This is a genomic window from Amycolatopsis sp. NPDC004625 (assembly GCF_040609695.1).
GTDB lineage: Bacteria > Actinomycetota > Actinomycetes > Mycobacteriales > Pseudonocardiaceae > Amycolatopsis.
This window is the reverse complement of record NZ_JBEXKX010000015.1, coordinates 192,642-217,680: the sequence shown is the minus strand read 5'-3', so window position 1 is coordinate 217,680 and position 25,039 is coordinate 192,642. Positions and strand designations below refer to the sequence as shown.

Annotated in this window: 16 protein-coding genes; 7 read left to right on the top strand and 9 right to left on the bottom strand. The window is 67.0% G+C overall.

From position 1 onward, the window contains the following. Positions 1–214 precede the first annotated feature (214 nt). On the top strand, positions 215–1,213 hold the full coding sequence (locus tag ABZW17_RS19735; RefSeq protein WP_354815667.1) for an IS481 family transposase: 999 nt from the start codon (positions 215–217) through the stop codon (positions 1,211–1,213). Here the strand turns inward: ABZW17_RS19735 and ABZW17_RS19730 are convergent. Further along, positions 1,210–2,100, bottom strand: a complete 891-nt coding sequence (locus ABZW17_RS19730; protein ID WP_354815664.1) for a LysR family transcriptional regulator — start codon at positions 2,098–2,100, stop codon at positions 1,210–1,212. The two genes, ABZW17_RS19735 and ABZW17_RS19730, sit on opposite strands and share 4 nt — an antisense overlap. Positions 2,101–2,194: 94 nt before the next feature. Between ABZW17_RS19730 and mdlC the strand changes: the two genes are divergently transcribed. Genes mdlC through ABZW17_RS19715 form a run of 3 tightly spaced genes read left to right on the top strand, consistent with a single transcriptional unit; the run spans position 2,195 to position 6,424 of the window. Continuing rightward, positions 2,195–3,763, top strand: a complete 1,569-nt coding sequence (mdlC, locus tag ABZW17_RS19725) for a benzoylformate decarboxylase (RefSeq protein WP_354815661.1) — start codon at positions 2,195–2,197, stop codon at positions 3,761–3,763. Between the two features lie 2 nt (positions 3,764–3,765). After that, positions 3,766–5,193 (top strand): benzaldehyde dehydrogenase, encoded by a 1,428-nt coding sequence (locus tag ABZW17_RS19720; RefSeq protein WP_354815658.1) that lies wholly within the window; start codon positions 3,766–3,768, stop codon positions 5,191–5,193. A gap of 13 nt (positions 5,194–5,206) precedes the next feature. After that, positions 5,207–6,424: an aromatic acid/H+ symport family MFS transporter gene (locus ABZW17_RS19715; RefSeq protein ID WP_354815655.1), complete on the top strand. Its 1,218-nt coding sequence runs from the start codon at positions 5,207–5,209 to the stop codon at positions 6,422–6,424. Here ABZW17_RS19715 and ABZW17_RS19710 read toward each other — a convergent pair. The 4 genes from ABZW17_RS19710 to ABZW17_RS19695 all read right to left on the bottom strand — a co-directional run bounded on the left by ABZW17_RS19710 (position 6,421) and on the right by ABZW17_RS19695 (position 8,108). Beyond that, positions 6,421–6,594: a hypothetical protein gene (locus tag ABZW17_RS19710; protein WP_354815652.1), complete on the bottom strand. Its 174-nt coding sequence runs from the start codon at positions 6,592–6,594 to the stop codon at positions 6,421–6,423. The genes ABZW17_RS19715 and ABZW17_RS19710 overlap by 4 nt on opposite strands. Before the next feature lie 29 nt (positions 6,595–6,623). Beyond that, the gene (locus tag ABZW17_RS19705; protein ID WP_354815649.1) at positions 6,624–6,857 is read right to left on the bottom strand and encodes a DUF6480 family protein; all 234 of its coding nucleotides are present in this window, start codon (positions 6,855–6,857) and stop codon (positions 6,624–6,626) included. A 63-nt stretch (positions 6,858–6,920) separates the two neighbouring features. Next, positions 6,921–7,529, bottom strand: a complete 609-nt coding sequence (locus ABZW17_RS19700; protein ID WP_354815646.1) for an HSP18 transcriptional regulator — start codon at positions 7,527–7,529, stop codon at positions 6,921–6,923. Between the two features lie 132 nt (positions 7,530–7,661). Then, entirely contained in the window at positions 7,662–8,108 is a 447-nt protein-coding gene (locus tag ABZW17_RS19695; RefSeq protein ID WP_354815643.1) for a nitroreductase family deazaflavin-dependent oxidoreductase, read from the bottom strand. 977 nt (positions 8,109–9,085) lie between these two features. On the opposite strand from ABZW17_RS19695, the gene ABZW17_RS19690 reads away from it, so the two are divergent. Then, a complete protein-coding gene (locus tag ABZW17_RS19690; RefSeq protein ID WP_354815640.1) occupies positions 9,086–10,726 on the top strand; it encodes a diadenylate cyclase in 1,641 nt (546 codons plus the stop codon). A gap of 100 nt (positions 10,727–10,826) precedes the next feature. Here ABZW17_RS19690 and ABZW17_RS19685 read toward each other — a convergent pair whose 3' ends face one another. From ABZW17_RS19685 to ABZW17_RS19675, 3 genes are read right to left on the bottom strand one after another with little or no spacing between them, the layout of a single operon-like run. Then, complete coding sequence (locus ABZW17_RS19685) at positions 10,827–13,352, bottom strand: HAMP domain-containing sensor histidine kinase (protein ID WP_354815637.1); 2,526 nt, start codon at positions 13,350–13,352, stop codon at positions 10,827–10,829. Then, on the bottom strand, positions 13,349–16,630 hold the full coding sequence (locus tag ABZW17_RS19680) for a hypothetical protein (RefSeq protein ID WP_354815634.1): 3,282 nt from the start codon (positions 16,628–16,630) through the stop codon (positions 13,349–13,351). The genes ABZW17_RS19685 and ABZW17_RS19680 overlap by 4 nt, the downstream gene beginning before the upstream one ends. Further along, complete coding sequence (locus ABZW17_RS19675) at positions 16,627–20,232, bottom strand: AAA domain-containing protein (RefSeq protein WP_354815631.1); 3,606 nt, start codon at positions 20,230–20,232, stop codon at positions 16,627–16,629. Before ABZW17_RS19675 ends, ABZW17_RS19680 begins: the two co-directional genes overlap by 4 nt. 613 nt (positions 20,233–20,845) lie before the next feature. Here ABZW17_RS19675 and ABZW17_RS19670 point away from each other — a divergent pair. Further along, positions 20,846–23,557 (top strand): tetratricopeptide repeat protein, encoded by a 2,712-nt coding sequence (locus tag ABZW17_RS19670; RefSeq protein ID WP_354815629.1) that lies wholly within the window; start codon positions 20,846–20,848, stop codon positions 23,555–23,557. 82 nt (positions 23,558–23,639) lie between these two features. Here ABZW17_RS19670 and ABZW17_RS19665 read toward each other — a convergent pair whose 3' ends face one another. Continuing rightward, positions 23,640–24,002, bottom strand: coding sequence for a metalloregulator ArsR/SmtB family transcription factor (locus tag ABZW17_RS19665; RefSeq protein WP_354815627.1), 363 nt, complete (start codon positions 24,000–24,002; stop codon positions 23,640–23,642). 53 nt (positions 24,003–24,055) lie between these two features. Between ABZW17_RS19665 and ABZW17_RS19660 the strand changes: the two genes are divergently transcribed. Continuing rightward, a complete protein-coding gene (locus ABZW17_RS19660) occupies positions 24,056–25,024 on the top strand; it encodes a cation diffusion facilitator family transporter (protein WP_354815624.1) in 969 nt (322 codons plus the stop codon). Positions 25,025–25,039 lie beyond the last annotated feature (15 nt).

The window sequence follows — 25,039 nt, the reverse complement described above, 5'->3', positions numbered from 1 at the left end:
CGCCGCCATCTGGCACAACCGCGCCACCGGCCAACCCGTCACCCGATCACTAACCGCCTACGACCACTGACCGAGTTACGCATTACTCGTCTAGCTGTTCTGTCCGGGGAGGTTGCGATCGTGATGACACATAAGCGGATGATCTTGCCGTAGGGAAGGGCCTCCGGGTTCGGTGTGGATTGCGACGTCTACACCGATCAAACGGAGGCCCTTCGTGACCCACGCTAACGCACCCCTGACCCCGACCGGCAGACTGCGCCTGGCCCGCTGTGTCGTGGACGATGGCTGGCCGTTGCGGCGAGCTGCGGAACGGTTCCAGGTCTCGGTCTCGACCGCTGCGCGGTGGGCCTGCCGTTACCGCGACCTCGGCGAAGCCGGCATGGCCGACCGGTCCAGCCGGCCCCGGACCAGCCCGAACCGCACCCCCTCCCGGACGGAGCGGCGGATCATCAAAGTCCGCGTCCTGCGCCGCTGGGGACCGGCCCGCATCGCCTGCCTGCTCGGGTTGAATCCCTCCACGGCGCATCGGGTCCTGACCCGCTACCGGATCGCCCAGCTGGCCCACCTCGACCAGGCCACCTCCCGCCCGGTCTGCCGCTACGAACACCCCGCACCCGGTGATCTGGTGCACGTCGACATCAAGAAGCTCGGCAATATCCCCGACGGCGGCGGTCACAAGGTCCATGGCCGCGCTGCCGGTGGCCGCCACAGTTCAGCCCACCGCGACCCCGCCCGGCCCCGCAAGGTCCACGGACGCCCGAACCTCGGTTACAGCTACCTGCACAACGCCGTCGACGACCACTCCCGCCTGGCCTACACCGAAATCCTGCCGGATGAAACCAAGGAGACCGCGGCCGCGTTCTGGGGCCGGGCACAAGCCTTCTTCACCAGCTGCGGGATCACCGTGACTCGGGTCTTGACCGACAACGGTTCTTGCTACCGGTCCCGCATCTGGCGCGACACGCTGCGCGACGCGCAGGTCACCCACAAACGGACCCGGCCCTACCGGCCCCAGACCAACGGCAAGGTCGAGCGGTTCAACCGCACCCTGCTCGACGAATGGGCCTACGACCAGCCCTACCGCACCGAAACCGAACGCCGCCAGGCCCTGCCAGGCTGGTTGCACACCTACAATCACCATCGCGGCCACACCGCACTCGCTGGCAAACCACCCGCCAGCCGCGTCCTCAACCTCACGGGGCAATACGGCTAGCCGAGCACCGAGCGCATGAAGTCCACCAGCCAGTGCTGGGCCGGGCTGCGGGCGTGCGTGTGTCGCGTGTAGACCGACACCTGGGCCGGCTCGACCTCCAGGGGCAGCTCGAACAGGCGGACGCGGTGCTCGGCCGCGAACATCTCCGCCACCAGCCGCGGGACCATCGCCACCAGCTCGCCGTCCTGGACCAGGTACGGCAGGGCCGCGAAGCGCGTCACCTCCAGGACCACCCTTTCCAGCAGGCCGCACGCCTCCAGCGCGCGGCGGGGGCCGTCGTGGCCGGTCGGGCCGAACACCGTCACGTGGCGCTCCGCCGCCAGCTCTTCGAACGAGACCGCCGATGCCAGCCGCGGGTGGTCCGCCGCCACCATTCCCAGGTAGCCCTCGGAAAACAGCGGGATGCGGGCCACGCGCTGCGAGCTGATCAGCGACGACGCGATGAACGCGTCGATCTCGCCGCGGCCGAGCTGGTCGGCCGCTCGGTCGACGTCCAGGGGCCGGACGGTCAACGTCACGCCGGGTGCCGCCGAAGGCAGCGCCGCCATCAGGCGCGGCAGCAGCGAGATCTCCCCCAGGTCCGACAGGCACAGCGTGAACGCCGCCCGGGCCGTCGCCGGCGAGAACGACCACGCGCCGCTCACCGCCGACTCGATCTCCGACAGCGCGCTGTGCAGCGGTTCGTACAGCGCGCGGGCCGTCGTCGTGGGCTCCAGGCCGCCGCCGGTGCGGCGGAACAGCTCGTCCGAAAACCGGCGCCGCAGCTTCTGCAGGCTGTAGCTGATCGTCGGCTGCGTGACGTGCAGGGACTCGGCCGTCGCCGTCACGCTGCGGGTCTCGTAGAGCAGCACGAACGTGCGCACCAGGTTCAGGTCGAAGTCCTGCATTATCGATCCCATCGATGAAGCCGCGAGCCAACATTTATTGGAACACAGGCGCGCAGCTCCATAGGGTCGGTCCGACTTCGAGGAGGACCCACCGATGCCCACCGCCCGCCGGCTCGCCCACGAGTTCCTGGACCGCCGTGGCCTGACCACCATCTTCGGGAACCCCGGCTCGAACGAGCTGCCGTTCCTCGCCGGGCTGCCCGAGCACTTCCGGTACGTCCTCGGCCTGCACGAAGGCGTCGTCGTCGGGATGGCCGACGGGTACGCCCAGGCGACCGGCCGCCCGGTGCTGGTCAACCTGCACGCCGCCGCCGGCTCCGGCAACGCCATGGGCGCGCTGACCAACGCCGTCCACTCGCGCACTCCCCTGGTGCTCACCGCCGGCCAGCAGGTCCGGACGGCGATCGGGCTGGAGGCGATGCTCGCCAACACCGACGCCACCCAGCTGATGCGTCCCCTGGTCGCCTGGGCCGGCGAGCCGAGCTGCGCCGCGGACGTCCCGCGGTCGCTCGCGCAGGCGGTGTTCGAGGCCGAATTGCACCGGCGCCCCACCTACCTTTCGGTGCCCTACGACGACTGGGCCGCCGAGCTGCCCGAGAACCCCGTGCTCGACCGGCAGGTCCGGGCCGGTCTCAACCCGGCCGCCGCCCAGCTCGACTATCTCGTCGCGAGCATCGCCGCCGCCCAGAACCCCGCCCTCGTCCTGGGCGGCGACATCGACGCCGGCGGCCTGTTCGACCGGGCCGTCGCCCTGGCCGAGCACCTGGACCTGCCGACGTGGGTGGCGCCCTCGCCGCACCGGCTGCCGTTCCCGAACCGGCACCGGCTCTTCCGCGGTGTGCTGCCGGCCGGCATCGCGCCGGTTTCGGCCGCGCTGACCGGGCACGACGTCGTCCTCGTGCTCGGCGCGCCGGTGTTCCGCTACCACCAGCACGTCCCCGGACGGTTCCTGCCCGCGGGCACCCGGCTGATCCAGGTGACCGACGACTTCGGCGCCGCGGCCCGCGCGCCGATGGGCGAAGCGCTGGTCGCCGACCCCGCGCCGGTGATCGAAGCGCTGCTGAAGAAGCTTCCCGCCAGAGGAACACAACGCGGCTACGAGGAAAACCCGGAGCCCAAAACCGGTGAGAACGCGCTGCACCCGGAGCAGGTGTTCGCCGCCCTGCGCGACACCCAGGACGACGGCACGCGCTACGTCGTCGAGTCGACGTCGACGAACTCGGCCTGGTGGCGGCAGATGGACCTGCGCCGCGAGGGCTCCTACTTCTTCCCGGCCGCCGGCGGGCTCGGCTTCGGCCTGCCCGCCGCGGTGGGCGTCGCGATGGGCAGCCCGGACCGCCCGGTCGTCGGCGTCATCGGCGACGGCTCGGCGAACTACGGCATCACGGCGTTGTGGTCCGCGGCGCACTACCGCGTCCCGGTCACCTTCGTGATCCTGCGCAACGGCGTCTACGGCGCGCTGCGGTGGTTCGGCGAGCTGCTCGGGACGCCGGACGTGCCCGGCACGGAGATCCCCGGGCTCGACTTCACGGCCATCGCCGCCGGGTACGGCGTCGAAGCCACCACGGTCACCGACGAAGACCACCTGCGCACCCAGCTCAAGACGATCCCGGACGGCCCGCGGCTGATCCAGGTCGACACCGAACCGACCTCCCCGGAGTGATCATGATCCTGTTCGAGCGAGAATTCACCCGTGGTTCCGGCGGGACGCACGCCGTCGTCGAGCCGGCCACCGGCGCAACGCTGGGCAACGTGGGCATCGCGACCCCCGCCGACGTCGCCGAAGCCGCCGCGGAAGCGGCGAAGGCGCAACGAGACTGGGCCCGGCGCAAGCCCGCCGAACGCGCCGCCGTGCTGCGCCGCGCCGGTGAGCTGTGGGAGGCGCACGCGGCCGAGGTCCAGGACTGGATCGTCCGCGAAGCCGGTTCGACGCGGCCCAAGGCCGGGATCGAGACGGAAATGGCAGCCGGGATCTGCTTCGAGGCCGCCGCCCTGCCCACGCACCCCCTCGGCGAGGTGCTGAGCACCGGCGAACCGCGCTGGTCACTCGCCCGGCGGACGCCGGCCGGCGTGGTTTCGGTGATCTCGCCGTTCAACTTCCCGCTCATCCTGGCGATCCGCTCGGTCGCACCCGCCCTCGCCCTCGGCAACGCCGTGCTGCTCAAGCCCGACCTGCGCACCGCGGTGTCCGGCGGCGTCAGCATCCTGCGCGTCTTCGAGGCGGCCGGGCTGCCCGACGGCCTGCTACACCTCCTGCCCGGGGACGCCGCCGTCGGCGCCGCGGTGGTCGCCGCGCCGGAGGTGTCGGTGGTGTCGTTCACCGGTTCCACCGTGGCCGGGCGGAAGGTCGGCGAAGCCGCCGCGCGCTCGCTCAAGCGCGTCCACCTGGAGCTGGGCGGCAACAACGCGCTCGTCGTGCTGCCGGGCGCCGACGTCACCAAGGCGGCCTCCGCCGGCGCGTTCGGGTCCTTCCTGCACCAGGGCCAGATCTGCATGACCACCGGCCGCCACCTGGTCCACGAGTCCCAGGTGGACGAATACGTCGCGGCGCTCGCCGAGAAGGCGCGGCGGCTGCCCGTGGGGAACCCGGCCGAGGGCGAGGTCGCGCTCGGCCCGATCATCGACGACCGCCAGCTCGCGCACGTCACCGACGTCGTCGACCGCAGCGTCGCGGCGGGCGCGCAGGTGCTGGCCGGTGGCAAGCCCGACGCGCCGTTCTACCCGCCGACCGTCCTCTTCGGACTCGACGACGCGAGCCCGGCCTGGCGCGAGGAGATCTTCGGCCCGGTCGCGCCGGTGCGCGCCTACCGCGACCTCGACGAGGCCGCCCGGCTGGTCAACGACTCCGAGTACGGCTTGTCGGTCGGCATCCTCGGCGACGTCGGCACCGCGATGAAGCTGGCCGACGAGGTCCGCTCGGGCAAGGTGCACATCAACGAGCAGACCGTCGGCGACGAGCCGACCGCCCCCTTCGGCGGGGTCGGCGACTCCGGCAACGGCTCCCGGTTCGGCGGGGCGAAGGCCAACATCGAGGCGTTCACCGAGACGCAGTGGCTGACCGTCCGCGCGGACATCGCGGGTTACCCCTTCTAGAAGGAGCACGGCAATGACGACGTCTCCCGCCCGTCCCGCGTGGACGGCGGTCCTCTGCTGGCTGACCGTCCTGCTCGAGGGCTACGACCTGGTCGCGCTCGGCGCCACCATCCCGACCCTGCTGAAGAGCGGCTACCTCGGCTTCACCGCGGCCGGCGCGACCCTGGTCGCGACGGTGTCGCTGATCGGCGTGGCCGTCGGCGCGGCCTGCCTCGGGCCGCTCACCGACCGGTTCGGCCGCCGTGTGCTGCTGATCGGCTCGGTGCTCCTGTTCTCGCTGTTCACCCTGCTGACGCCGCTCGCGCCGAACGTCGCGACGTTCGGCGTCTTCCGGTTCGCCGCGGGCCTCGGCCTCGGCGCGTGCATGCCGGTGGCGCTCACGGTGATGTCGGAGAACCTGCCCGCGCGGCGCCGCGCCAGCGCGAGCACGTTCACCATGACCGGCTACCACGTCGGCGCGGTGCTGACGTCGATCCTGGCGCTGTCCGCGAAGGAGGACTGGCACCTGCTGTTCTACGGCGGCGGCATCGTCGGCCTGCTCGCCGTGCCGCTCATGTGGTGGCGGCTGCCGGAATCCGCGGCCTACCTCGAGGCGCGCGAGACGGCGGAGCGCGTGAGCCTGCGGGACCTGCTCGGCCCCCGGTTCCGGCGGATCAGCATCGCCGTGTGGACCGGCTCGTTCATGGGCCTGCTGCTGGTCTACGGGCTCAACACCTGGCTGCCGCAGCTGATGCGCACCGCGGGCTACCCGATCTCGACGTCGATCACGCTGCTGCTGGTGCTCAACATCGGCGCGGTGCTCGGGCTGGTGCTGGCCGGCACGATCGCCGACCGGTTCGGCATCCGGCCGATCGCGCGGATCTGGTTCGGCGCGGGTGCCGTCCTGCTGGCGGCCCTGAGCCTGCGGATCGGGAACGCGTTCCTGCTCAACATGGTCGTCCTGCTGACCGGCGTGTTCGTGTTCTCCGCGCAGGTGCTGATCTACGGCTACGTCGCGCAGGCGTTCCCCGCGCAGGCCCGCGGCACCGCGCTCGGGCTGACGTCGGCGGTCGGGCGGCTGGGCTCGATCCTCGGCCCGTTCGTGACCGGCGCGCTGGTGACCGCGGGGGTCGCCTACCCGTGGGGGTTCTACTTCTTCGCCGTCGTCGCCGTGTTCGGCCTGGGCGCGGTGCTGCTCCTGCGCGGTGAGACGCGGACGGAGGCGCGGCCGGCGCCGGTGTCCGCCGGCTAGACCGTGTCTTCGGGCTTGCGGCGGCCCAGCGTCGGCTCAGGGTGCTCGGTGCGGCGGTCGGAGTCGCGCAGGACCTCGCGGGCCTGGCCTTCGGGGTCCGCGCTGTCGACCGCCTGCTCTTCGGGCAGCAGCTCGGCGCGGGTTTCCGTCCGATCGGGAATGTCGTCCATGCCCGGGTGGTACCCGTTCTCCCGCGATCTCAGACACGCAGCCAGCCGACGGCCAGGGAAAGCACCAGCCCGGCCACCATCAGCACCAGCACGCCGGTGAGGACGAGCCACAGCACCGGCATCGCCTTGGACGGCATCGGCTGCGGGTGCGACAGCCCCGACGTCTGGGCGGAGTCCGGCGGCGTGCTGCCCGGCGGCACGCCGCCCCCGGGTTCCAGGTCCGGCGTCCGGTAGGGGTCCGGGTCCGGGGGTGTGGCGGTCATGGTGCACCGTCCTTCCGTCGCTCCCGCGGCGGGTGCCCGGCCGTGAGCCGGGCAAACCCGGCGTCAGTCGCGCGAGCGGCGGTGGCCGGCGGCGTCGCGGCGGAGCTGGTCGGCGTGGGCCGAGATCTCGCCGAGTTCCTCGGCCAGCCCCGCGTGTTCGCCTCCCAGGTGGGGCCGGGCGGCGGCCAGCGGCGGCAGCAGCGTCGCCGGGTCGTCGTCGCCGAGGGCCGCGCCGATGCGGTCGGCGCTCTCCTGCGCGACCGGTCCGAGCCCGTCGAGCGCGCTGACCCGACCGGCGATCCGGCGCAGGATGGCGGAGTTGCGCCGCGCCCAGTCGGCGACGGCCCGGTCGCCCGCCCGCCGGTCGCGTTCGGCGTCGACCCGCGCCTCACCGGTGGTCTCGCCGGTGTTCGACGGCTGCAGCCGCAGGTAGCGCCGTTCCGCGGCCTGGCGGCTCGCGACGCCCAGCGCGGGCGCCAGCGCGACCCAGCTGGCGCCCGCCGCCCTGGCCGCCGTGATCAGCTCCGGTTCCCAGGTCGCGAGTTCGTCCCGAAGCAGGCGCAGGCCGGCCAGGGCGGTCAGGAGGTCTTCGCGGGCCGCCGTGCCGGACCGGGCGCCCGCGACGACCTCGTGGATTCGCCTGAGTGCGTCGGCGGGATCGGTTCCGTCCATCGTCATCCTTTCGACGACCTGGTTCCGGTCATCGTTTTGACGACATGTTAGGACAGTGGTACGTGGTGATGCCAGAGCTGTCGGCGCCGGTACCTGGTCAATACCGGCGGACGCCTGCCGCGGACCCCTGACTCAGGCCCGTTCGACGCGGAAGACCGCGATGCGCTCGGCGGCCGCCGCGACGGCGTCCGGGGTGGGTGCGTCCGCCAGGCCGGTTGTCACGAACCGCTTCCCCACGCTCGCCGGGCTCGATTCGACCAGCTTGCGCAACACCGGCCGGCGTTCCTCGACGGGCAGCTCGGCCAGCCGCGCGGCCGACGGGCGACGGCCGCGGGTGAGCGTCACCTCGCCCGCGGCCCGCACGTTCGCCACCCAGGCCGCCTTGGGGTATGCCTGCACGATGTAGCGCTCGCCGTCGATCGGGACGACCGCGATGGGGAACGTGCGCGGGATGCCGGTGCGCCGTCCCGGCACGGTGAGCAGCTGCATCGGGCCGAAGGTGACGCCGAGCCGCTGCAGCCCCACGACGATCTTGTTGCCGGCGTTGACCATCCGGCGGTAGCTCTGCGCTGTTGTCATGCCTGCGACAGTACACGATCTCGTACGGAACTCATACGATCTCGAACTCGTATTTACTTGCGCTCGGGTCCGGGCTCGGTTTCCGGCGGAAGCGGATCGGGCACGGGCACGCCGGGCTCCGGCCGGGGCAGGTCCGGCGCGGGCTGCCCCGGTTCCGGCACGGTGGGGTCGGGCTGAACGGGCTCCGGCTGGACGGGTTCAGGTACTACGGGAGGTGCGGTCGACATCGGTCTTCCCTCCACCACGCTGCGCCGTCCGCGAATCGGACGGCGATCACCTACCGGGCTACCCGGGACGGCGGCCGAGGAAAACCCGCTGAACCCAACCGACACTGCGAACCTGGCCGCGCTAGGCGCATCACCTGCTGCTACTCACGGTCCACGTCGCTTTAGGAGTTGATCAGCAGAGCGAGGAGCGGCAGCATGGTCGCCCACCGAGTATTACCCGAACCTTCCACCGAGGCAGCATGAACCGCTTCACGATCGCGCCGCCAGCAGGACGGCCGCCGATCCATCGGCACCGCTTGGCAGCGCCAGCCTCGACAAGAGCAACGTCCTCACGCACGCCTTCAGGCACATTGGACAATGTCGATGGATCCTGCAGTTCCACGCCACGCATCGAGGCTCCGGCTCGCCCCACGGCCTGGCATACCAGGTGCAGATCACCGAGTACGATCGCGGGCACGCCGCGGTCTCCATAGCGCGAACCCATAAGGAGAACGACAGACTCGATCATGACGGATCGGACAATCGTACATGGGTCTTCAGTGTTGCGGATTGTGGCATTCTTGATCATGGATGCCAACCCGTCATGCAACTGATCAGCATACGCAGATAAGCGTTGCGCGCAACTGCCCTCACAAGATCAAAGGGCCGAGGTTTCGGCGATTAAGCGTTTCGTGGCGTGTCGCGCACCGGCGTCGTCGTTCGCGGCAGCACTCCCAGTAAGATGCCGACAGGCATATGCATGGAGGACGGATGCTGCGGTACTCACAGCTACCTGAAGACGTTCGCGCCGCCCTGGCTTTCGGCCGGCCCTTGCGCGACGAGATCGAACTTGCACGCACCAACGGGCGCGGCGCAATCGTGGTACTCGGCTGCGGTGACTGCCACGCGCACTTGATGAGCGAAGGCGACAGAGGCACATGGCCCCTGACCGGACGCACCATATTCACTAATGCGGCGATCGACGGCGCGATAATCTTGGACCCGAGCCTCCAGTCCATTGTCCACAAGTACGCGACCTTGAAGCCGACGATTGCCATGAAGGCGACCGGTCCAGGCACCCGCCACGCCATGGGCTCCGGTTTCGCAGCTCAGACACAACATCCGGTGATCGTCGTCAGCGAGGAAACTCAACACGTCACGCTCTATCTCGGTGACGATCGGCTCTTGCTCCGAGGACAGGCGGAATTGAGGGCATCGGTCGACGCCGAAATGCAGCTCCTGCGGACGACATTGCAAACGCGCCCGCGGATCGGCGGCTCCAGACGCCGGATACCCGCCGATGAACAGGCTGCGGTCGAGGCCGCCATCCGGACGATCCAGGAGAACTTGGCCGAGCTGGGAACTTCAGGTGAAGCGCAGGGAGCGGAGTGCGCGACCATCGCGCGCCAATTGGGATTGGCAGCGATGCTTTCCGTTCCGGCGCCCGGAGTCGAGCGCGACACGGTGCTAGGACCCGTAGACCTCACAGTGCGGCTCCTCGGCGAGGTCTACGTCGACGACAAGCTGGTCACGGGGTTCGCCGCTGACGTCCTCATCATGCTGGCGCTCTCGGAAGAACGGCGCATCCCAAGCCACATATTACAGAGCGCATTGGCTGACGATGGACGAGCACTGGAAAAGGCTGTCGGCGCTCTCCGCGAACTCGGAGTCGACATCGCGGAGCAACGCGGCAACTACATCATGGAACTCGAGCCGATTCTGGACACCGATGAGTTCGTGATCGGTGTCCAGGAACTACCGGAATCACCTCGGCCCGCTCAGGTAGATCGGCTGCTGTCTTTGTGGCGAGGCGATCCGGCGACCCTGCACCCGAACACCACTGGGCATTGGCATGTCGTCAACACAGCTCGGACCGAGCTCCTGCGGCGCATCCGGATGATGACCGTGCACGAGCAGCGCGGACTTCCGGGCCTGAGGACGTTCATCACGCACTTCGCCCCCAACAAGATGCCGCCGTGGGTGTCCGGCATTGCATCCCTCAACGGCCGCCTGGGCAACCGGAAACGGGTGCTGATCGTGGAGGACCGGATGGCCGACACCTTTGTCGACGTGTTGGGGCGGCAGTATGACTGCGTCCCCTTGCGTTCGTTGCCGGATTGGCATCAGTTTTCCGGCGAGGACGAACTCGACTTCGATGCGGCTCTGGTCGATCTTCACCTCACCGCTGCGGGCAACGATGCACAGGGGGTGGAGATACTCGAGTTTCTGCGAGACAACGATGGCCCTCCGGCAATGCTGATCTCCAGTGCACCCGAGGCGGGAGACACCGACGCCCTCAAGGAGAAGTATGGGCTGAGCGGCATCTACTTCAAAGGTCCGCACGATTCGGTGCCCAACCTTGCGGCGTCGATGGACCGGGTGATCCGCGAGGGACGCTCAGCGCACAAGTAGGGCCACGACCAGCCGGCCGTTGCATCGCGTTTGCCGACGGGTGATTCGACTAGGGCCGGCTCCACTATTTCTCAGTCCCACCACGTGAGGGCATCGTTGTTCAAGCTGGGTGCCGCCCCTGTTTTTCGCCGGGCTCATCGAACAGCGGCAACTGGACCTGGAAATGTGCGCCGTTCATCGCGGATGACCGGCCCACCAGGTACAACCTGCCGCCGAACCGCCCGATATGCGCCCTGGTAAAGCCTATCCCCCTCCCCAATCCGTTGGGGCGTTCAGGAAGAACATCACCTGCGTCGATGCTCTTGGCGACCTTCTCGGCGACGCCGGGACCATCGTCTTCGACGTCAATGACGGCACAGTCGACCTGCGTACCGGCCATCGAAATCGATTGTTTGGTCAGAGTCAGCCCGATCGAAGCCACGGCGAAACCGGGTCCGGTCTGCGCCTGCATCGCATTGGTCAGGAGGTTCTCGATCGCCAAACGGACGAGGTACCGGCTCGCAAAAATCACCAGACGCTCCGCTGGCGCCTGGACCGTTACCGTGAGACTCGCCGGGTTCTCGGACTCGTACACCCGACGCAGTTCTTCCAGCAGGTCACGTACATCGACCTGTTCACTGACTAGCATCATCTCCGCGCGCGCGTGAACCAGATCGGCACACCGCTGCTCGATCTTTGCCGCACGTTCCGTGCCGATCGTGAGGGCCAAGCGCATGGCGTCGAGACAATCCGAGCCGACAGCCTGTTCCAATGCGGTCCGCAGTTCATGCAAGTCGGTCTTCATCGTGTGCAACGTGGACGACAACGTCTCATTGCGCATTTGCATGTTGACTTGCTCGAGAACCAACAGATGCCTGCGATGCAGTTCTTTCAGAGTTTCCTCGACATAGCCTTCCACCTCGTCGCCTAGCATGGCAGCCAGTCCAGGACCACAAAACCCGTACTGGTCGCCGTCGTGACGAAGGGTGCCCGCCAAGACGGCACGTCGCAGGGGAGAATCCAGGTCCGGCAACACGGCGGCGAAAGGCTCGGACTGACCGCCGGCAAAGATTCCCAGCCATTCGCGCACTTCGCCCTCGCCGAACCGGCGATCCGGTTCGTTGTCCTGCAACGCAAGGGCCGCGAGACTCACCGCGGCCACATCGGGTTCGGTCATCATGGCTTTAAACACGTGCCGCCGAAAGCTCTCGAGGGCCTCATGGGACCTTCGCCATTCGGTGATGTCGGCCATGGCCAACTGCTGCGGCCGTCTCCCGTCGATCGTCAGCAGACTCCCCAGAGCCGCACTGATCGCCGGTCGATAGCCGGCAGTGTCGTAACAGAGCGCATCCACGACGGCGCCCCGAGCCCGTACTCCGAGCAAGTCGAGCAACCACGCCATGTCATCGCGGAGTTCATGGGCGCTCGTCGGCCGGGCGCCGCCCTGGTCGGGGAACAGCATTTCCAGCGGAAGTTGTCGGCAAAGAGCCCGAATAAGGTTGATCCGGCGTTCCGATGTCGACATGATGCCGGAGTCCGAGCCTTTTGCCAGGAGACGAAACAGGACTTCCGGCTGCAACCTCACCACCCCCTCCGGTAATGAGCCGGCCACCTCCGATGGGCTCAGTTGGAGCCATACCGTTACATGCGAAGGATCATCGTTTTCCGGCGGAGTGCCACTCGACCCGACCAGGAGCGTCCACGAGGCCGGGATCCCGAGGCGGGTGAAGTGCGGGTCTTGCAAACCGTTGAGCGTTGTCCTGATTCCGTGAGCGGTCTTTACGGCGGTGTGACGTGTGCTCGCGAAGCCGAGCATTTCGTCCAACGTGTCGGCGAATGCCTGCACCGTGCTCAGGCTGAGTTCCCCGTGCAGTTTCGACAAAGCCTGAACGAGCTGTGAGCCCACTGGGTCATCTTGGGGATCCGGCCGCCATCGGCTCACGAATTCGGGCGGCGGATCTGCATCCGGATCCTGGTACCAGGCGATCGCGCCCGCCAGTCCCAAGTTCGGCCACGGCCAGCGTTCCTGACCGTGGGGGATCACGACAGGGCCACCGGGGGTGCCGTCGTCCGGCGGCCCGACCAGCATCATGCAGGCGGCGGGAAATTCTCTCGCCATTATGCAGGTACGTACCGCCTCGACCCACACGGCAGAACCGGTTTCGGCCAACGTCGACAACCGCTGCTCCAGCTGCCGGGCATACTCCCGTTCCGTGTTTTCGGTGCGATCTTCCCAGTCTGCCAAAGCCAGGTCGGACGCGGCACGGCGAGCGTGACACAAAGTTGCCAGCAGACTTCGCGGAACCGGGTCCCCTTCGCAGCGTTTGCTTCGTTCCAGAAGCTCGTTGTGTCGGCGATCCACATCGCGCAATGCAGCCTCCCGCGCTCTGCGGAGTACCTCGTCGAGCAGGTCGCCGAGTCTCTCGTCGGAAATCAGCGCATCAGCAGCCGCGAAATCGCCTTTGTCGATCAACTGGCGGGCCGCTTCCTCCGCGGTGGCAGGCGGCTTCGCGAGGTCAAGAGCCACCGCTTGCGCCAGTTGAAGGCCTGAGAAGTGCCGTGCAGGATCTGACAAAAGACCGAGCGCGGCAGCGTAACGCCACCGCCCGTCGGAAGTGGCCACGATGTCGCGGAGGAAGTCCGTCACTTCTGCCCCCACCGTGCGAGCGGCTTCAGTGCATCCAATGCCGCGATGATCAACTGCCGCTCCGGTTCACCGGTCGCGGCGGCCGCTCGGTCAAGCGCAGTCTGAAGCCCGGAGAGTATCGCGGCCAGTGGCTTGACGTCTTCGACCCACCCTGTCTCCTCGACATGCCGGCGAGCACCGGCCAGCTCGTCGACGCGCCGCGCCGCAGCGATGATCGCATCGAGCCGTTGCTCGTAGTTCCGCCGCCGTCTGCTGTGGACCGAACCGCCACGCGGCAACGCTTCGGCGCTGGCCTCGTCGATCAGATCGCTCGCGTTACGCCCAGCATGCTCCTCGAGCCATCCCCGCAGCCCATCGACATTCCGTCGTTCGGCCAGGGTCTGGATCTGCCCGAACGCGCCATCGACGTGGAACAATCTACCGTGCAAGCGTTGACCATTGGCGAAATCGAAAGAGGTCCGCGCGGCGTGTGTGTACCGATTCTGCAGCTGCAACCACATCTTCTGCACTTCCTGGTCGGCGAGCGCATGGTCGGTTGCCCGGATGATTTCATCGAGGGGAACCGGCGCCGAGAACCGTTGCCAATATTCCGTAGCAGCGTCGGCGAGCTCGTTCCAGGGCGCTCCGAGAGCCGGCAACAGTTCCAGGGCTTCCTGCAACATTGGTGCCGAACCATCTGTGATTTCGCCGTCGGCCGGTCCCAATATCAAATCGGTCGACGCGATGCAGAGGAGAGCGGCAGCCTCTCCGTGAGTGAGGTCGTCGGTGACGCTGTCGTAAACCGTCAGCGGGCTCCACCGCGTTCGGTGTGCTGCGGCGACAGTGCACAGCCACGACGTGGGTTGCCAAGCTTGGTCGGCTACTGCCCGGCGAAGTATGGCTGCTCCGGCGAACGCGCTCTGCCGCCACTGGTCCAAGGTCAGGTGTTTGAGCCACGGCTCGCGCTCGTCGTCGGTCACGCCGTCATGCCGCACCAGTGCCGCAGCGGCCGCCCGGAGCACTGCTTCGCCGGGGTGCAAAGCCTTCAGCTCATCGAGCAGATCCGCTGGGCAAACCGATGTGGCTACCGCCGCAAAAACGTGATCGACGAGCAGAGATCCGTCCGGCTCTGCAGCCAGCTGGTTGAGGAGGTCCAGTCCGCCTGAGGTCGGTAGCAGTTCCGGCGGCAAGGTTTCCACCGGTTCACGGACCGGCGACTGGCGTTCAGCCCGCCGGCGCTGCCCGTCGAACAGGTCCAGCACCTGCTCGGCCTGGTCCGCTCCGACGATCCGAACACCGAGCTCCGATCGGAACGGCTGCCGGACGCTGCGATCGGAGAGTGAGTTCAGGGCCAGCAGGTCGTAACTGGTGACGACAAGTTCGTGGTCGGTGGCGAGGACATTCGGTGCGGCGCTCATCCGTTCAACTCGCACTCGGGCGCCACGCTCGCGGGTCAGCTCGTGCAACGGTCCCGCCTGGTCGCCCTCACCGGACCGCTGGTACCGGAGCTCAACCCGTGCGCCTTGGTTCAGCTGCGACCTCAGTGCGTCCACGAACCGAGGAGTGACGACTTGCGCGGCGAGCTGACGGGATCCGATCATGATCCGGTCCTGGGAACCGCGGAGCATTCGCCAGAGGACAGCCGTGTGCTCCGCACCCTCAATGACCTCCGCCCAAGGCGCCGACCGCTGTGTCAGCATGCCTCGCAAGATGTGGACAATATTCGTCCACGCGTTCGCCCACGCAAGAACAGCGCTGTCGGCGACTTCACCGCCTTCCCGGTCGTGTGGTGGCAGCGGCATGGTGAGCTCATCCGAATCCGCCGGGCTCTGATCTGGCGGCCCGAACTCACTGCTTTGCACGAACACTGACTGGCTGAGGCGATATTCCGGCATTGTGCGAACCATTGCGCGCAGGAGCGCTTCAATCGGTTCGCAGCTGGGGGCGCCGGCCAGGGCGCCGAGATCGACTCCCAGTTGCAGATCGCCGATCGATCCGTCGAGCAGGGCTGCGCCCGTGACCAGCGCACGCCGGTTGTCGGCGATCACCAGTCTGGCGTTCGTCCTGCTGGGCAGCGGAGACCACACGAGCCGCGAATGTGTGGCCGTGCCGTCCGAACCACGGCGGAGGTCGGTCAGCGCATTCCTGACCCAGTCATCGAGCTCACGGTCACGCTGAGAGCCCCACACGATCGCGACCTGAACACCTTGATCAAGCGCCGCGCGCAGCGGCTCGATCAGCGGCTGCAAGCTGTTTCGCCGGATGCCGGGGCAGGCGAGGACGATCTGCTTGCGAGCATCCTTGATGATTTCGAGCATAGTTGCCCGATGCTCGGCCTCTCCGGCGACCAGCCGGGTGTGCACTTCGGATCGAATCCGGTGACGTAGCAGTTCGTGCACCACGCGAGCCTCGGCCGTGAGGTCGCCGTGAAATGCCGTCCGCGTCCCAGCGGGCTCGGTTCGTGCCTTGGCCACGCGTCGCTCCAACCGGTCCAAAAGCTCTTCAACCGGTCGAGGATCTTCGTACTGCGTGCTGCCCTGGCCTCGCAGGTGGCGGGCGAACTCCGAGTCCGGGAACTCTTCGACATAGCGTTTGATTCGCCGTGCCGCCGCATCCCTGCGGTCAGCGGGGAGGGCCGGACCCGGCGCGACCACGATTTGCAGGTCCTCGTTGTCGGGGTCGATGCTCACACGAACGTCAAGTGGTAGCCATCGCTGCTCGTGTCCGGCACTCAGGCGTGTCGGTACCCGGTAAGCGGACACAACGCGCCGGCGTCGGGTCCACATGCTCTCGTCGTCGGCGTACCCTTTCTTGCTTTCCTCTTCGTCCAGCGCCCTTGCGACGTCGGCGCCGGAGAGGTCGTCGGTCCAGCCGTCGTCGGAGCCGACCTGCACGATCAGCCGACCGTCACGGACTTTTCTGATCCCGTCTTTTGCGGGCAGTACGTAGCCGGTCAGTTTCTCGACCATGACGTGCCGTACCTCGTTTCCCCGCTCCGCTCCCTTCAGCTTGGAAAGATCGTCGTCCAGCACGGCTTTCCGCACGTCCAAGGAAGGACACATCGTCCCCGAGGTGAAATCCAGAGTGAGGTAAGACCTACGCCATAGATCCGAAACGATGTCAAGCGTCAGCCGTTCGCCAAGGCCGAGCAGCGCGTTCAGCTCACCGACCGTGTCGAATCCCTCAACGACGGCACGCAATACACCTTCTTCCATCGGCGACATGCCCTCGCCGATTGCATACTCGACGCGTACCGGAACGACGTCGCACGGAGTGAAGACGGTGACCGTGCCGTTCATCGATCGTGCACCTTACCTGCGGGCATCACGACGCCGAACCGCCGAATGGCCTCCCCCAACCTGGCCCAGACCTCCGAGCCGCTGTTTTCCAGATGGGGAAGGTGCCCGACAACGATGAGCAGATCCCTCGCCCGGGACAACAAGACGTTCAGCAGATGAGTCTGGGTGAGATGGCCGATGTTGCGCCAGGGCTTGCTCTGGTCGGCCCGCCGGGTATCCCGCACCATGGAGGCGATCACGACATCAGCCTGTTGGCCCTGGAAGGCGTGCAATGTCGATACGTAGGGCTTGACGTCCTCGTCTTCAGCCAAAAGCTTCACCTGTGCGCGGTAGGGCGACAGCACGGCGACAGGTCTTTTCTCGCTGCTACTCGGAAAGGTCGCCGGCCTGGGCCTGAGCTGCGCGAACAGCTCCCGCACCAGATCCGCCTCAGCCGGATTGCACCAGTACGGTTCATCGTTCCCGCCGCCCATTCCACTGGTGTCCAACCAGATCAGCGGGTGCTCACCCAGCCATTTCGGCGCGGTCGGCCAGGCCGGCGAGTCCGGGCGCCCCGTGGACAGCAGACCTGGAAGCAGCTCGCCTGCCGGCACGGGTTCGGTCGCCGGATAGAACACCCGGCTGACGACCTCAGCGATGGGCTTTCGCATTCGGTACTGGGTGGTGAGTTTGCGGGTCGCACTGCTCAGCCTCGAATCAGCCTCTTTCCGGTCCGATTCGAAGAGCGAGGCGAACAGGTCGAAGAACTTGCGGAACTCTTCGACGCGGCCCTCCTCGATGGCAATGTCCGGATTGTCACTTCTCGCGCACTCACGCAGGAAGTCCTCCACCTCGCGCCGGCGATGTGCCGGGAGCTGACGGTGGTCTCCGATCAACGTCCACCTGAGGCCGCGGACGAGAGGGATGGCGAGTTCTGTCGGCCAAGCCTTTGCCGCTTCCTCGACCACTACCCAGTCGTACAAGGACGATGCCCCCGATCGCGCCACCGCTTCCGGCGTCGCCGTGGCGCACGTGGCGAACACCAGGTTGGCGCTGCGACGAAGCCGATCCGCCAGCTCGGGCTCGCAGCCGGCGAGCAAGGACTTCCACTTCCCCAACAACCGGAGGGCCGCATCATCCCGTCGGTCGGACAACTCGATGTCCACCCTGCGTCGCAACTCGCCTGCCCGGCGCCGGGTCAGCTCGACTATGCGGAACGGCCGTAGTGCTTGACTGACTCTGTCGGCTCCCGCAGCGGAGGCGACCCTGAGCGGGATTATGTCCGATTCGCCCTTGACGCGACCGTTCGCATCGATCGCTTTCGTCACCTCCAGCACGCGTTGCGCGAGATTGTCGAGTGCAAAATTGGACTGCGCCGAGATAAGTACCCTTCCGGGCTCCTTGGCCAGGTATGCCGCGATCGCATGGGCGGCGACCGTCGTCTTACCGGTTCCCGGCGGCCCTTGCAGTGCAAAGAAGGGCTGGTTGACCAGCATATCGACGACTGCTTTGCCGCCATCGCCATCCAGTCCCTTCGCCGCCTTGGACCACGGCGCCCGTCGACCGGCGATCGTGCGCGGCTCGCGCATCTGCGCAATCAGAGCACGGTTGTCGAGTAACTCCTGCCGAGCAGCATCCTGGCGCATCAACACCCTATGGGTGCCCCTGTCGCTGCCCGGGCACAACCATCCGATTTCCGGCAGCTGATCCGCTCCTCCGCGTACGCGAAGCTTGAAGGCGTCCTGGTTGACCTCTTCCACGAAGAAAGCTCGCAGTCCCGCCGAACGACCGGGCTCGTTGTCGTTGTCGACATCGACCTCGATCTCCCGGTCATCCTCATCACCGCCGAGCTGTTCGAAGAAGACCACGAAGGGGGGGCGACGAGACTCGCTCTCCGCGTATAGGGTGCCGAGCGCCGACCGATAGCGGCGTGCCGAGTCGCGCTCCCGGTCGAACCGGACGACGGCGACCTCGCCGTTGGACGATTCCCGCACGTACGGGTATTGGCGTGCCCGGTACTCCACCCACTGGTACTCGACCAGCCAGTCGAGAGCCTGCTGGTAAGCGTCGTCATCCGTCGCTCCGGCGCTCGCCGAACGGGTTGCCCGCAGCAGGGGAATCCACGACGGCCGACCTTTCAGCCGGGCGGTGAATTCGGCCTTTGCCATGTCGACCGGTATCGCCTCCACGGCGGAGATCGAACGTTCTGAAGAGCCGCGGCTCAAGTTCTTCATGGCCGCCCGTCCTCGTTCGCTTTCGTACCCCACCACGTACTTGATCAGCAGGACTTCGTCGACATTGGTTCCCTGGCCTCCGTAGGCGGAATCCAGCCGATAGGGCCGGCAGTACCAGAGGGCCCGCTCGCCGACCAGGACGTGTTGCGCCTCCCGCTTGGCATTTGGATCGCCACCCAAGGGAACCACACGATCAGCTCCGTGCGGCGAGTGCACCAGCTTGGCCCGGTGAAGGTCGCGCTCGATAAGGTCGGTCAGCTGGATCCGCCCTTCGTTCGTCGCCGGATCCGCCGTGATCCAATTCCAGCGCAACACCGTGTCGCGGAATTCGGCCGCCTGAAATCCCACCAGGTAGGGCTGCTGCCCGGAGATGTTCGTCCACAGTTCGGTCATCGCCTGGTAGTGCTTGTTGACCCGCGCGATCACGCCGGCGGCAGACGGGCGTGCGCCCATCGACGGATCGGTCATGTCGTGCAGAAGGTCCGCCAGCTGAGCAGGCAGTTCGGTACCCACTCGCAGCGTCCGGCGCCGCTCTCGTTGTACCCCGTCGACCCAGTCACGCACTGCCACGCTGTCGGACACGGTGGACGGTGGTTCCGGGAGAGCACCCAAGAACCACTCCGACGCCAACATCCCCAGACTGAACACGTCGGAACGAGGATCCTCCCTGGCTGCGCCCTCAGCATCCGGGTAAAGCAGCGACAGGCGTTCCGGTGAAACGTAAACGAGCGCCTTCGGTCCTTGCTTGAGAAACAACGCCCTCGCCTGGGCACCACGGTCGGCGTCGATGGTCTGCGAACGCAGGAGGTCGGACACGAGCCTGCTCATCTCGAACCGCGACAGCTTCAGTTTCGGCAACTCGCCTGCAGCGGAGCTGTCCAGGTCGATGGTACCGGGCCAGATATTGCGGTGGACCACCCCGGTGCTGTGCAGGATGCTCAACGCGTCGGCGAGCATCAACAGCTGGTTCACTGCCTCCTCGGGGTTTGCACGCATGAACGGAATGACTTGTCCATCGTCGACAAGGCGATCGTTGTAGCCCTCGGTGATCACGTACGCAAACCCGGGGTGGCTCCCGGAGGGCTCCACGTAGCCACCGTCCACCACGGACGGCAGAGCGGGATGCCGGGTGGCGGCAGCCCTGAGCAGGATGCGCATTTCCTGGTCCCACAGGAGACCACCGAACTTCGAAACGTCCCAGTACGTCTGCAAGGTGACCGACTTGCTGGCCGAGTCCATCAGGTCGTACCTGAAGATCGTGTCCTGGATCAGCTCGGTACCGTCGACCGTCGCCCCGGCCACCCGGCCGGGCACTTCAAATGTGCCGTGTGTCCCCTCAGGCCCGCAGAACAGCTGCTCGACCAGGCGATCCATTTCCAGCTTTGACACAGGTGCGTACGCTCCAGAGCTGATCCGCGGCCAAGGCAACAGGTTGGAGATTCTGGCATCGTGTTCACCGCTTGGCAAAGCCTGCCATTCATCCAGCCCAACGACGCACAGTGACAGCAGTTGTACCAGGGAACCCCGCTCGGCCGCCAGCCAGGATGGCGTCGGCTAACGCTCGGCCGGCCTGGCCCGAGGAGGCACCATCGCGGTGCACCGACCTCGCTCGCACAGAACTTGACAATTTGACGACAGAACCCCGTCGCCGCCGGATGCACCGGCAGATCAAGGTAGAATGCCTGCGCGGGTCGCCTGGTTCGGCTGAAAACGCAGCATACTGTCGGGGGTAGCGGGTCTCGGTGCGGTTACACTTCTTGGCTGGTTTCGATGATTCGCCGGTTTCAGCACGTCAGCCCCATGACGCGCCTGCTGATTGCGGGACCACGGACGTGCATCGCCCCCGAGCGTGGTCGGGCAAACCCCAGGGGCAAGGTCACTCATGTGGAACTGGCCGACCGACAGGTAATCTCGTTGCAAGGCCCACGTTGCTGCGCGAACGCTCCATCGGACGCGTTGCGATCGCCGAGATGCAGTTCTCGACTCGTCGTGCGGAGGTTCGATGACCGGATACCGTGAGCCTTCTCGCGAGGCCCGCGCCGTGCTGGCCTTCGGACTGCCTTTGCGTGACGGCCTGGAGCTCGTGCGCGAACGCGGCCGCGGCGGGACCTTTGTCTTCGGCTGGGACGAGGATTGTGAAGCCCGGTCCGTACATGGTCAAGACGTCGATCAAGACGTTACCGCCGAGTCGATCTTCCGGGCCACCGAAGGAGACAATGCAACGGTCCTCGACGACGCTCCTTGCCGCAGGATCATCCGCCGGCATGTGATCCTCGTTCCGCAAGGGACAGCTGGTACCGCCGGCCTTGGCACGAGGCATTACTCCGCCGAATTGTTCGCCCAGGAGACTGGCCGGACCGTCGTGGTCGTGAGCGAAGAACGCCGAACGATCACCCTGTTCTCCGGCGACGGCCGCTACGAGCTGCGCCGGAAAACCGAACTCCAAACCGAGATCGACAACCTGCGTTCAGTGCTTCACCTGACCCTCGACCTCCTGAAGAGGGGGAACGTCGTCGCCCAGTCCATGCGGGCCGAAGCCAAAGCCAAGCTGGCCCGCCTGGACGGTCACCTCGTCGAGCTAGGATCGCTCGGCCGGGACATCCGCGATGAGTACCAGATGATCGCCACACTGCTGGACAGTTCGCTCTCGGGCCGGACGGGCGCCGGCGGCGGAACCTGGAACGAAATGTCCGGCAATGCCTCGAACGTCATACAAGCTCGTAGTATCCAGAACGTGAACATGCTGCCGCCGGCCAAAGATATGCCGGTACCTCGGCAGCTGCCGACACACATAGCGTTCTTCACCGACCGCGTGGACGAGGTCTCGGACGTCGTCCGATTGCTGACCACCGACGAGCCGTCTGCGAAACTCTGTCTCGTCACGGGCGGTGCGGGTATCGGTAAGTCGGCATTCGCCGTTCGGTGTGGGCACTTGCTCGACGGCCGGTTCCCCGACGGTGTCTTGTACGCGGACCTTCGTGGGTTTCACCCCGCGAGTCCACCGGCGGATCCGGCGGAGGTGCTGAGCGGCTTCTTGCGCGATCTCGGCTTGGGGGCGAATTCGATTCCCTCCGACCTGGACGGCATGATGCGGCTCTACCGCTCAAGGCTCCACGGCAATCGCTTGCTCGTCGTTTTGGACAATGCCCGCGACTCGGCTCAGGTGCGTCCGCTTCTGCCGGGAGTAACGACCTGTGCAGCCTTGGTGACGAGTCGCACGACCATGAGCGGTCTGGTTGCCCTGGAGGGAGCTACGCGGATCAGGATACCTGTTCTCCCGCCTGAAGACGCGCGTGAGTTGCTGGCGCGGATCACTCAGTCGGCGGCGGAACCCGAACTCTCGGATCTGGCGGAGCTGTGCGGTCGCCACCCGCTCGCGATACGCATCGTGGGCGCACAGGTGGCTGGTTGCTCGCCCGAAGACATCAAAGACCTCGTCCATGACCTTGAACAGGCCGGTCTCGACGCTTTTGATCTCCCTGATGACGGACCGACATCGGTCCGCACAGTTCTGTCGTCGTCCTACGAAGCCCTGTCTGCTGAAGAACAGGCGGCGTTCAGATTGCTCGGTTCATATCCCGGGATGACAGTTGCGGCGGGCGCGGCAGCTGCTCTGGTTGGTGGCCGGATGCGTCTTCGCGCGTTGGCCGATGCCAACTTGATCGAAGAGGTCGGGCGTAATCGCTACCAGATGCACAGCCTGACACGGACATACGCCGCTGAGATCACACGGCAGGCGGGACAAAACGACGGGCGTCGCGCTGCGGTGCGGCAAGCCCTGGACTGGTCTTGGCGAGAGGCCGAAATGTGCGGACGTGCGCTCGACCGCTGGCACCCTCGTTCGGAGCTCGTCCAAGAGGAACTGGAACAGACCGATAAGGAACGTGCGACTCGCTGGTTCAACGATGAGCTGGCCAACATCGCAGCGGTCACACAGTTCGCCCTCGACGAGGGGGCCGACCGTGAAGCATGGCGGCTGGCCCTCGCCTTCTCACCGTACTTCTTCAGCCGCAAGCCCTGGTCGACCTGGATCGTCGTCCAGGAATTGGGGCTGGCCGCCGCCCGGGCGACGGGCGAACGCGACGGTGAATCGTGGCTTTGCGACAGCTTGGCCGTGGCTCATCGCGAACAGAACCGATACGACGAGGCGCTGCACTACCTTTCTCTCGCTTCGGCGGGCTTCACCGCAACCGCAAATCTTCGCGGTTCGGCACAAACCAGCATCCACCTCGCGCAAACATACCGTGAATTGGGAGACCTGCAGCGGGCTGGACAGGCCGCCGAAGATGCCTTGCAGCTCTTCCGCCAGGTCGGGTCAAGACATGGTGAAGCACGCGCAAGCAATTTGCTGGGTGGAATCGAACTGGCACGAGGTGCGGTGACCGAGGCGTTGGCTCATACCCGGCTGGCCAAGGAGATTTTCGAGACTCTACAAGATGAACATGCCTACTCGTGGGCGCTGAACAACTTGGGCGCTGTGCTGGTGGAAGCGGGAGACCACGGCGAAGCCATCACCGCATACCACACCGCGATGGCCATTCGCGAACACATCGACCAGTACGGGTTTGCAGTCACCTGCCAGGGCCTCGGAGATGCTCATCGCGCGACGGGCGACGTGGTGGCCGCGCGCCGATATTGGCGAAAAGCGTGGGAAGTATTCGATCTCTTAGGAGATTCTCGCGCGAGCGTCCTGCGATCCAGACTCGACCCCTGATCGGCCCACGGCGGCCGACGCGCACCCCGCGCGGCAGCGGGATTGAAGTCTGAGAGGGACCCTTCGCGAGGCCAGGAGCCGGTCAGCTAGACCGCGGGTGGTGGGCGTGGGCGCCCGACGGGAGGTCGCGTTCGACGTGGTCCGCGTGGTGCAGGGCCTGGGCCAGTAGGCCGCGTACATGGTTGTCGGCTGCCGAGTAGTAGACGAACGTGCCTTCGCGGCGGCCCTTCACCAGGCCCGCCAGGCGGAGCTTCGCCAGGTGCTGGCTCACCGCCGTCGGGGCTGCGCCGGCCAGTTCGGCCAGGCAGGCCACCGAGGACTCGCCCTGCAGGAGGGCCCACAGCACCTTGATGCGGGTCGGGTCGGCCAGGAGCCGGAACGACTCCGCCGCCAGGTGGACCTGCTCTTCGGTGGGCATGTCGAAGTCCGGCAGCGACGTGTGCATGGTCGAACCTTACTACTTGCGTATCTGCGTGTATGCGCAGATAGACTCACCCCATGACCGGACACGGACACGGGCACCGCCGTGGGCGGTGGCGCCCGCACAGCCACGACAGCGCCGAGCGCGTCGACCACGCCCTCGAAACCAGCCGGCGGGGCATGCGGGCGCTCGGGTGGTCCTTCGCCGCGCTGTCGGTCACCGCCGTCGCGCAGCTGGTGCTCGTGGTCGTCACCGGCTCGGTGGCGCTGCTGGGCGACACCGTCCACAACTTCGCCGACGCGTTGACCGCCGTGCCGCTCGGCATCGCGTTCCTGCTCGGGCGCCGCGCGGCGACGCAGCGCTACACCTACGGTCTCGGCCGTGCCGAGGACCTCGCCGGTGTGGTGGTCGTGCTGGCCGTGGCGGCTTCGGCGGCGGTCACCGGGTACGAATCCGTGCGGCGGCTGCTCGATCCGCAGCCGGTCGGGCACCCGTGGGTGGTGGCCGTCGCCGGCGTGATCGGGTTCGCCGGCAACGAACTCGTGGCGCGGTACCGGATCGGGATCGGCCGTGAGATCGGTTCGGCCGCCCTGGTCGCCGACGGCGTGCACGCGCGCACGGACGGCTTCACGTCGCTGGCCGTCGTCGCCGGCGCGGCCGGAGTCGCGTTCGGCTTCCCGGCCGCCGACCCGATCGTCGGGCTCGGGATCACGGTCGCGATCCTGTTCGTCCTGCGCGACACGGCGAAGGAGGTGTTCCGGCGGCTGCTGGACGCCGTCGACCCGGCGTCGGTCGAACTGGCCGAACGGACGGCCCGCGGCGTCGACGGCGTGCTCGGTGCGCGGGAACTGCGGATGCGCTGGATCGGCCACCACCTGCGGGCCGAGCTGGCGGTGACGGTGGCGGCGGAGCTGACCGTCGAGGCCGCCCACGCGCTGGCGCACGAGGTGGAACACCGGCTGGTGCACACGATCCCGCGGCTGACCGCGGTGGTGGTCCACACCGAACCGGCCGGCGCGCACGGAACCGCCGCCCACCAGCACTGATCGGTTTTTGTCGGT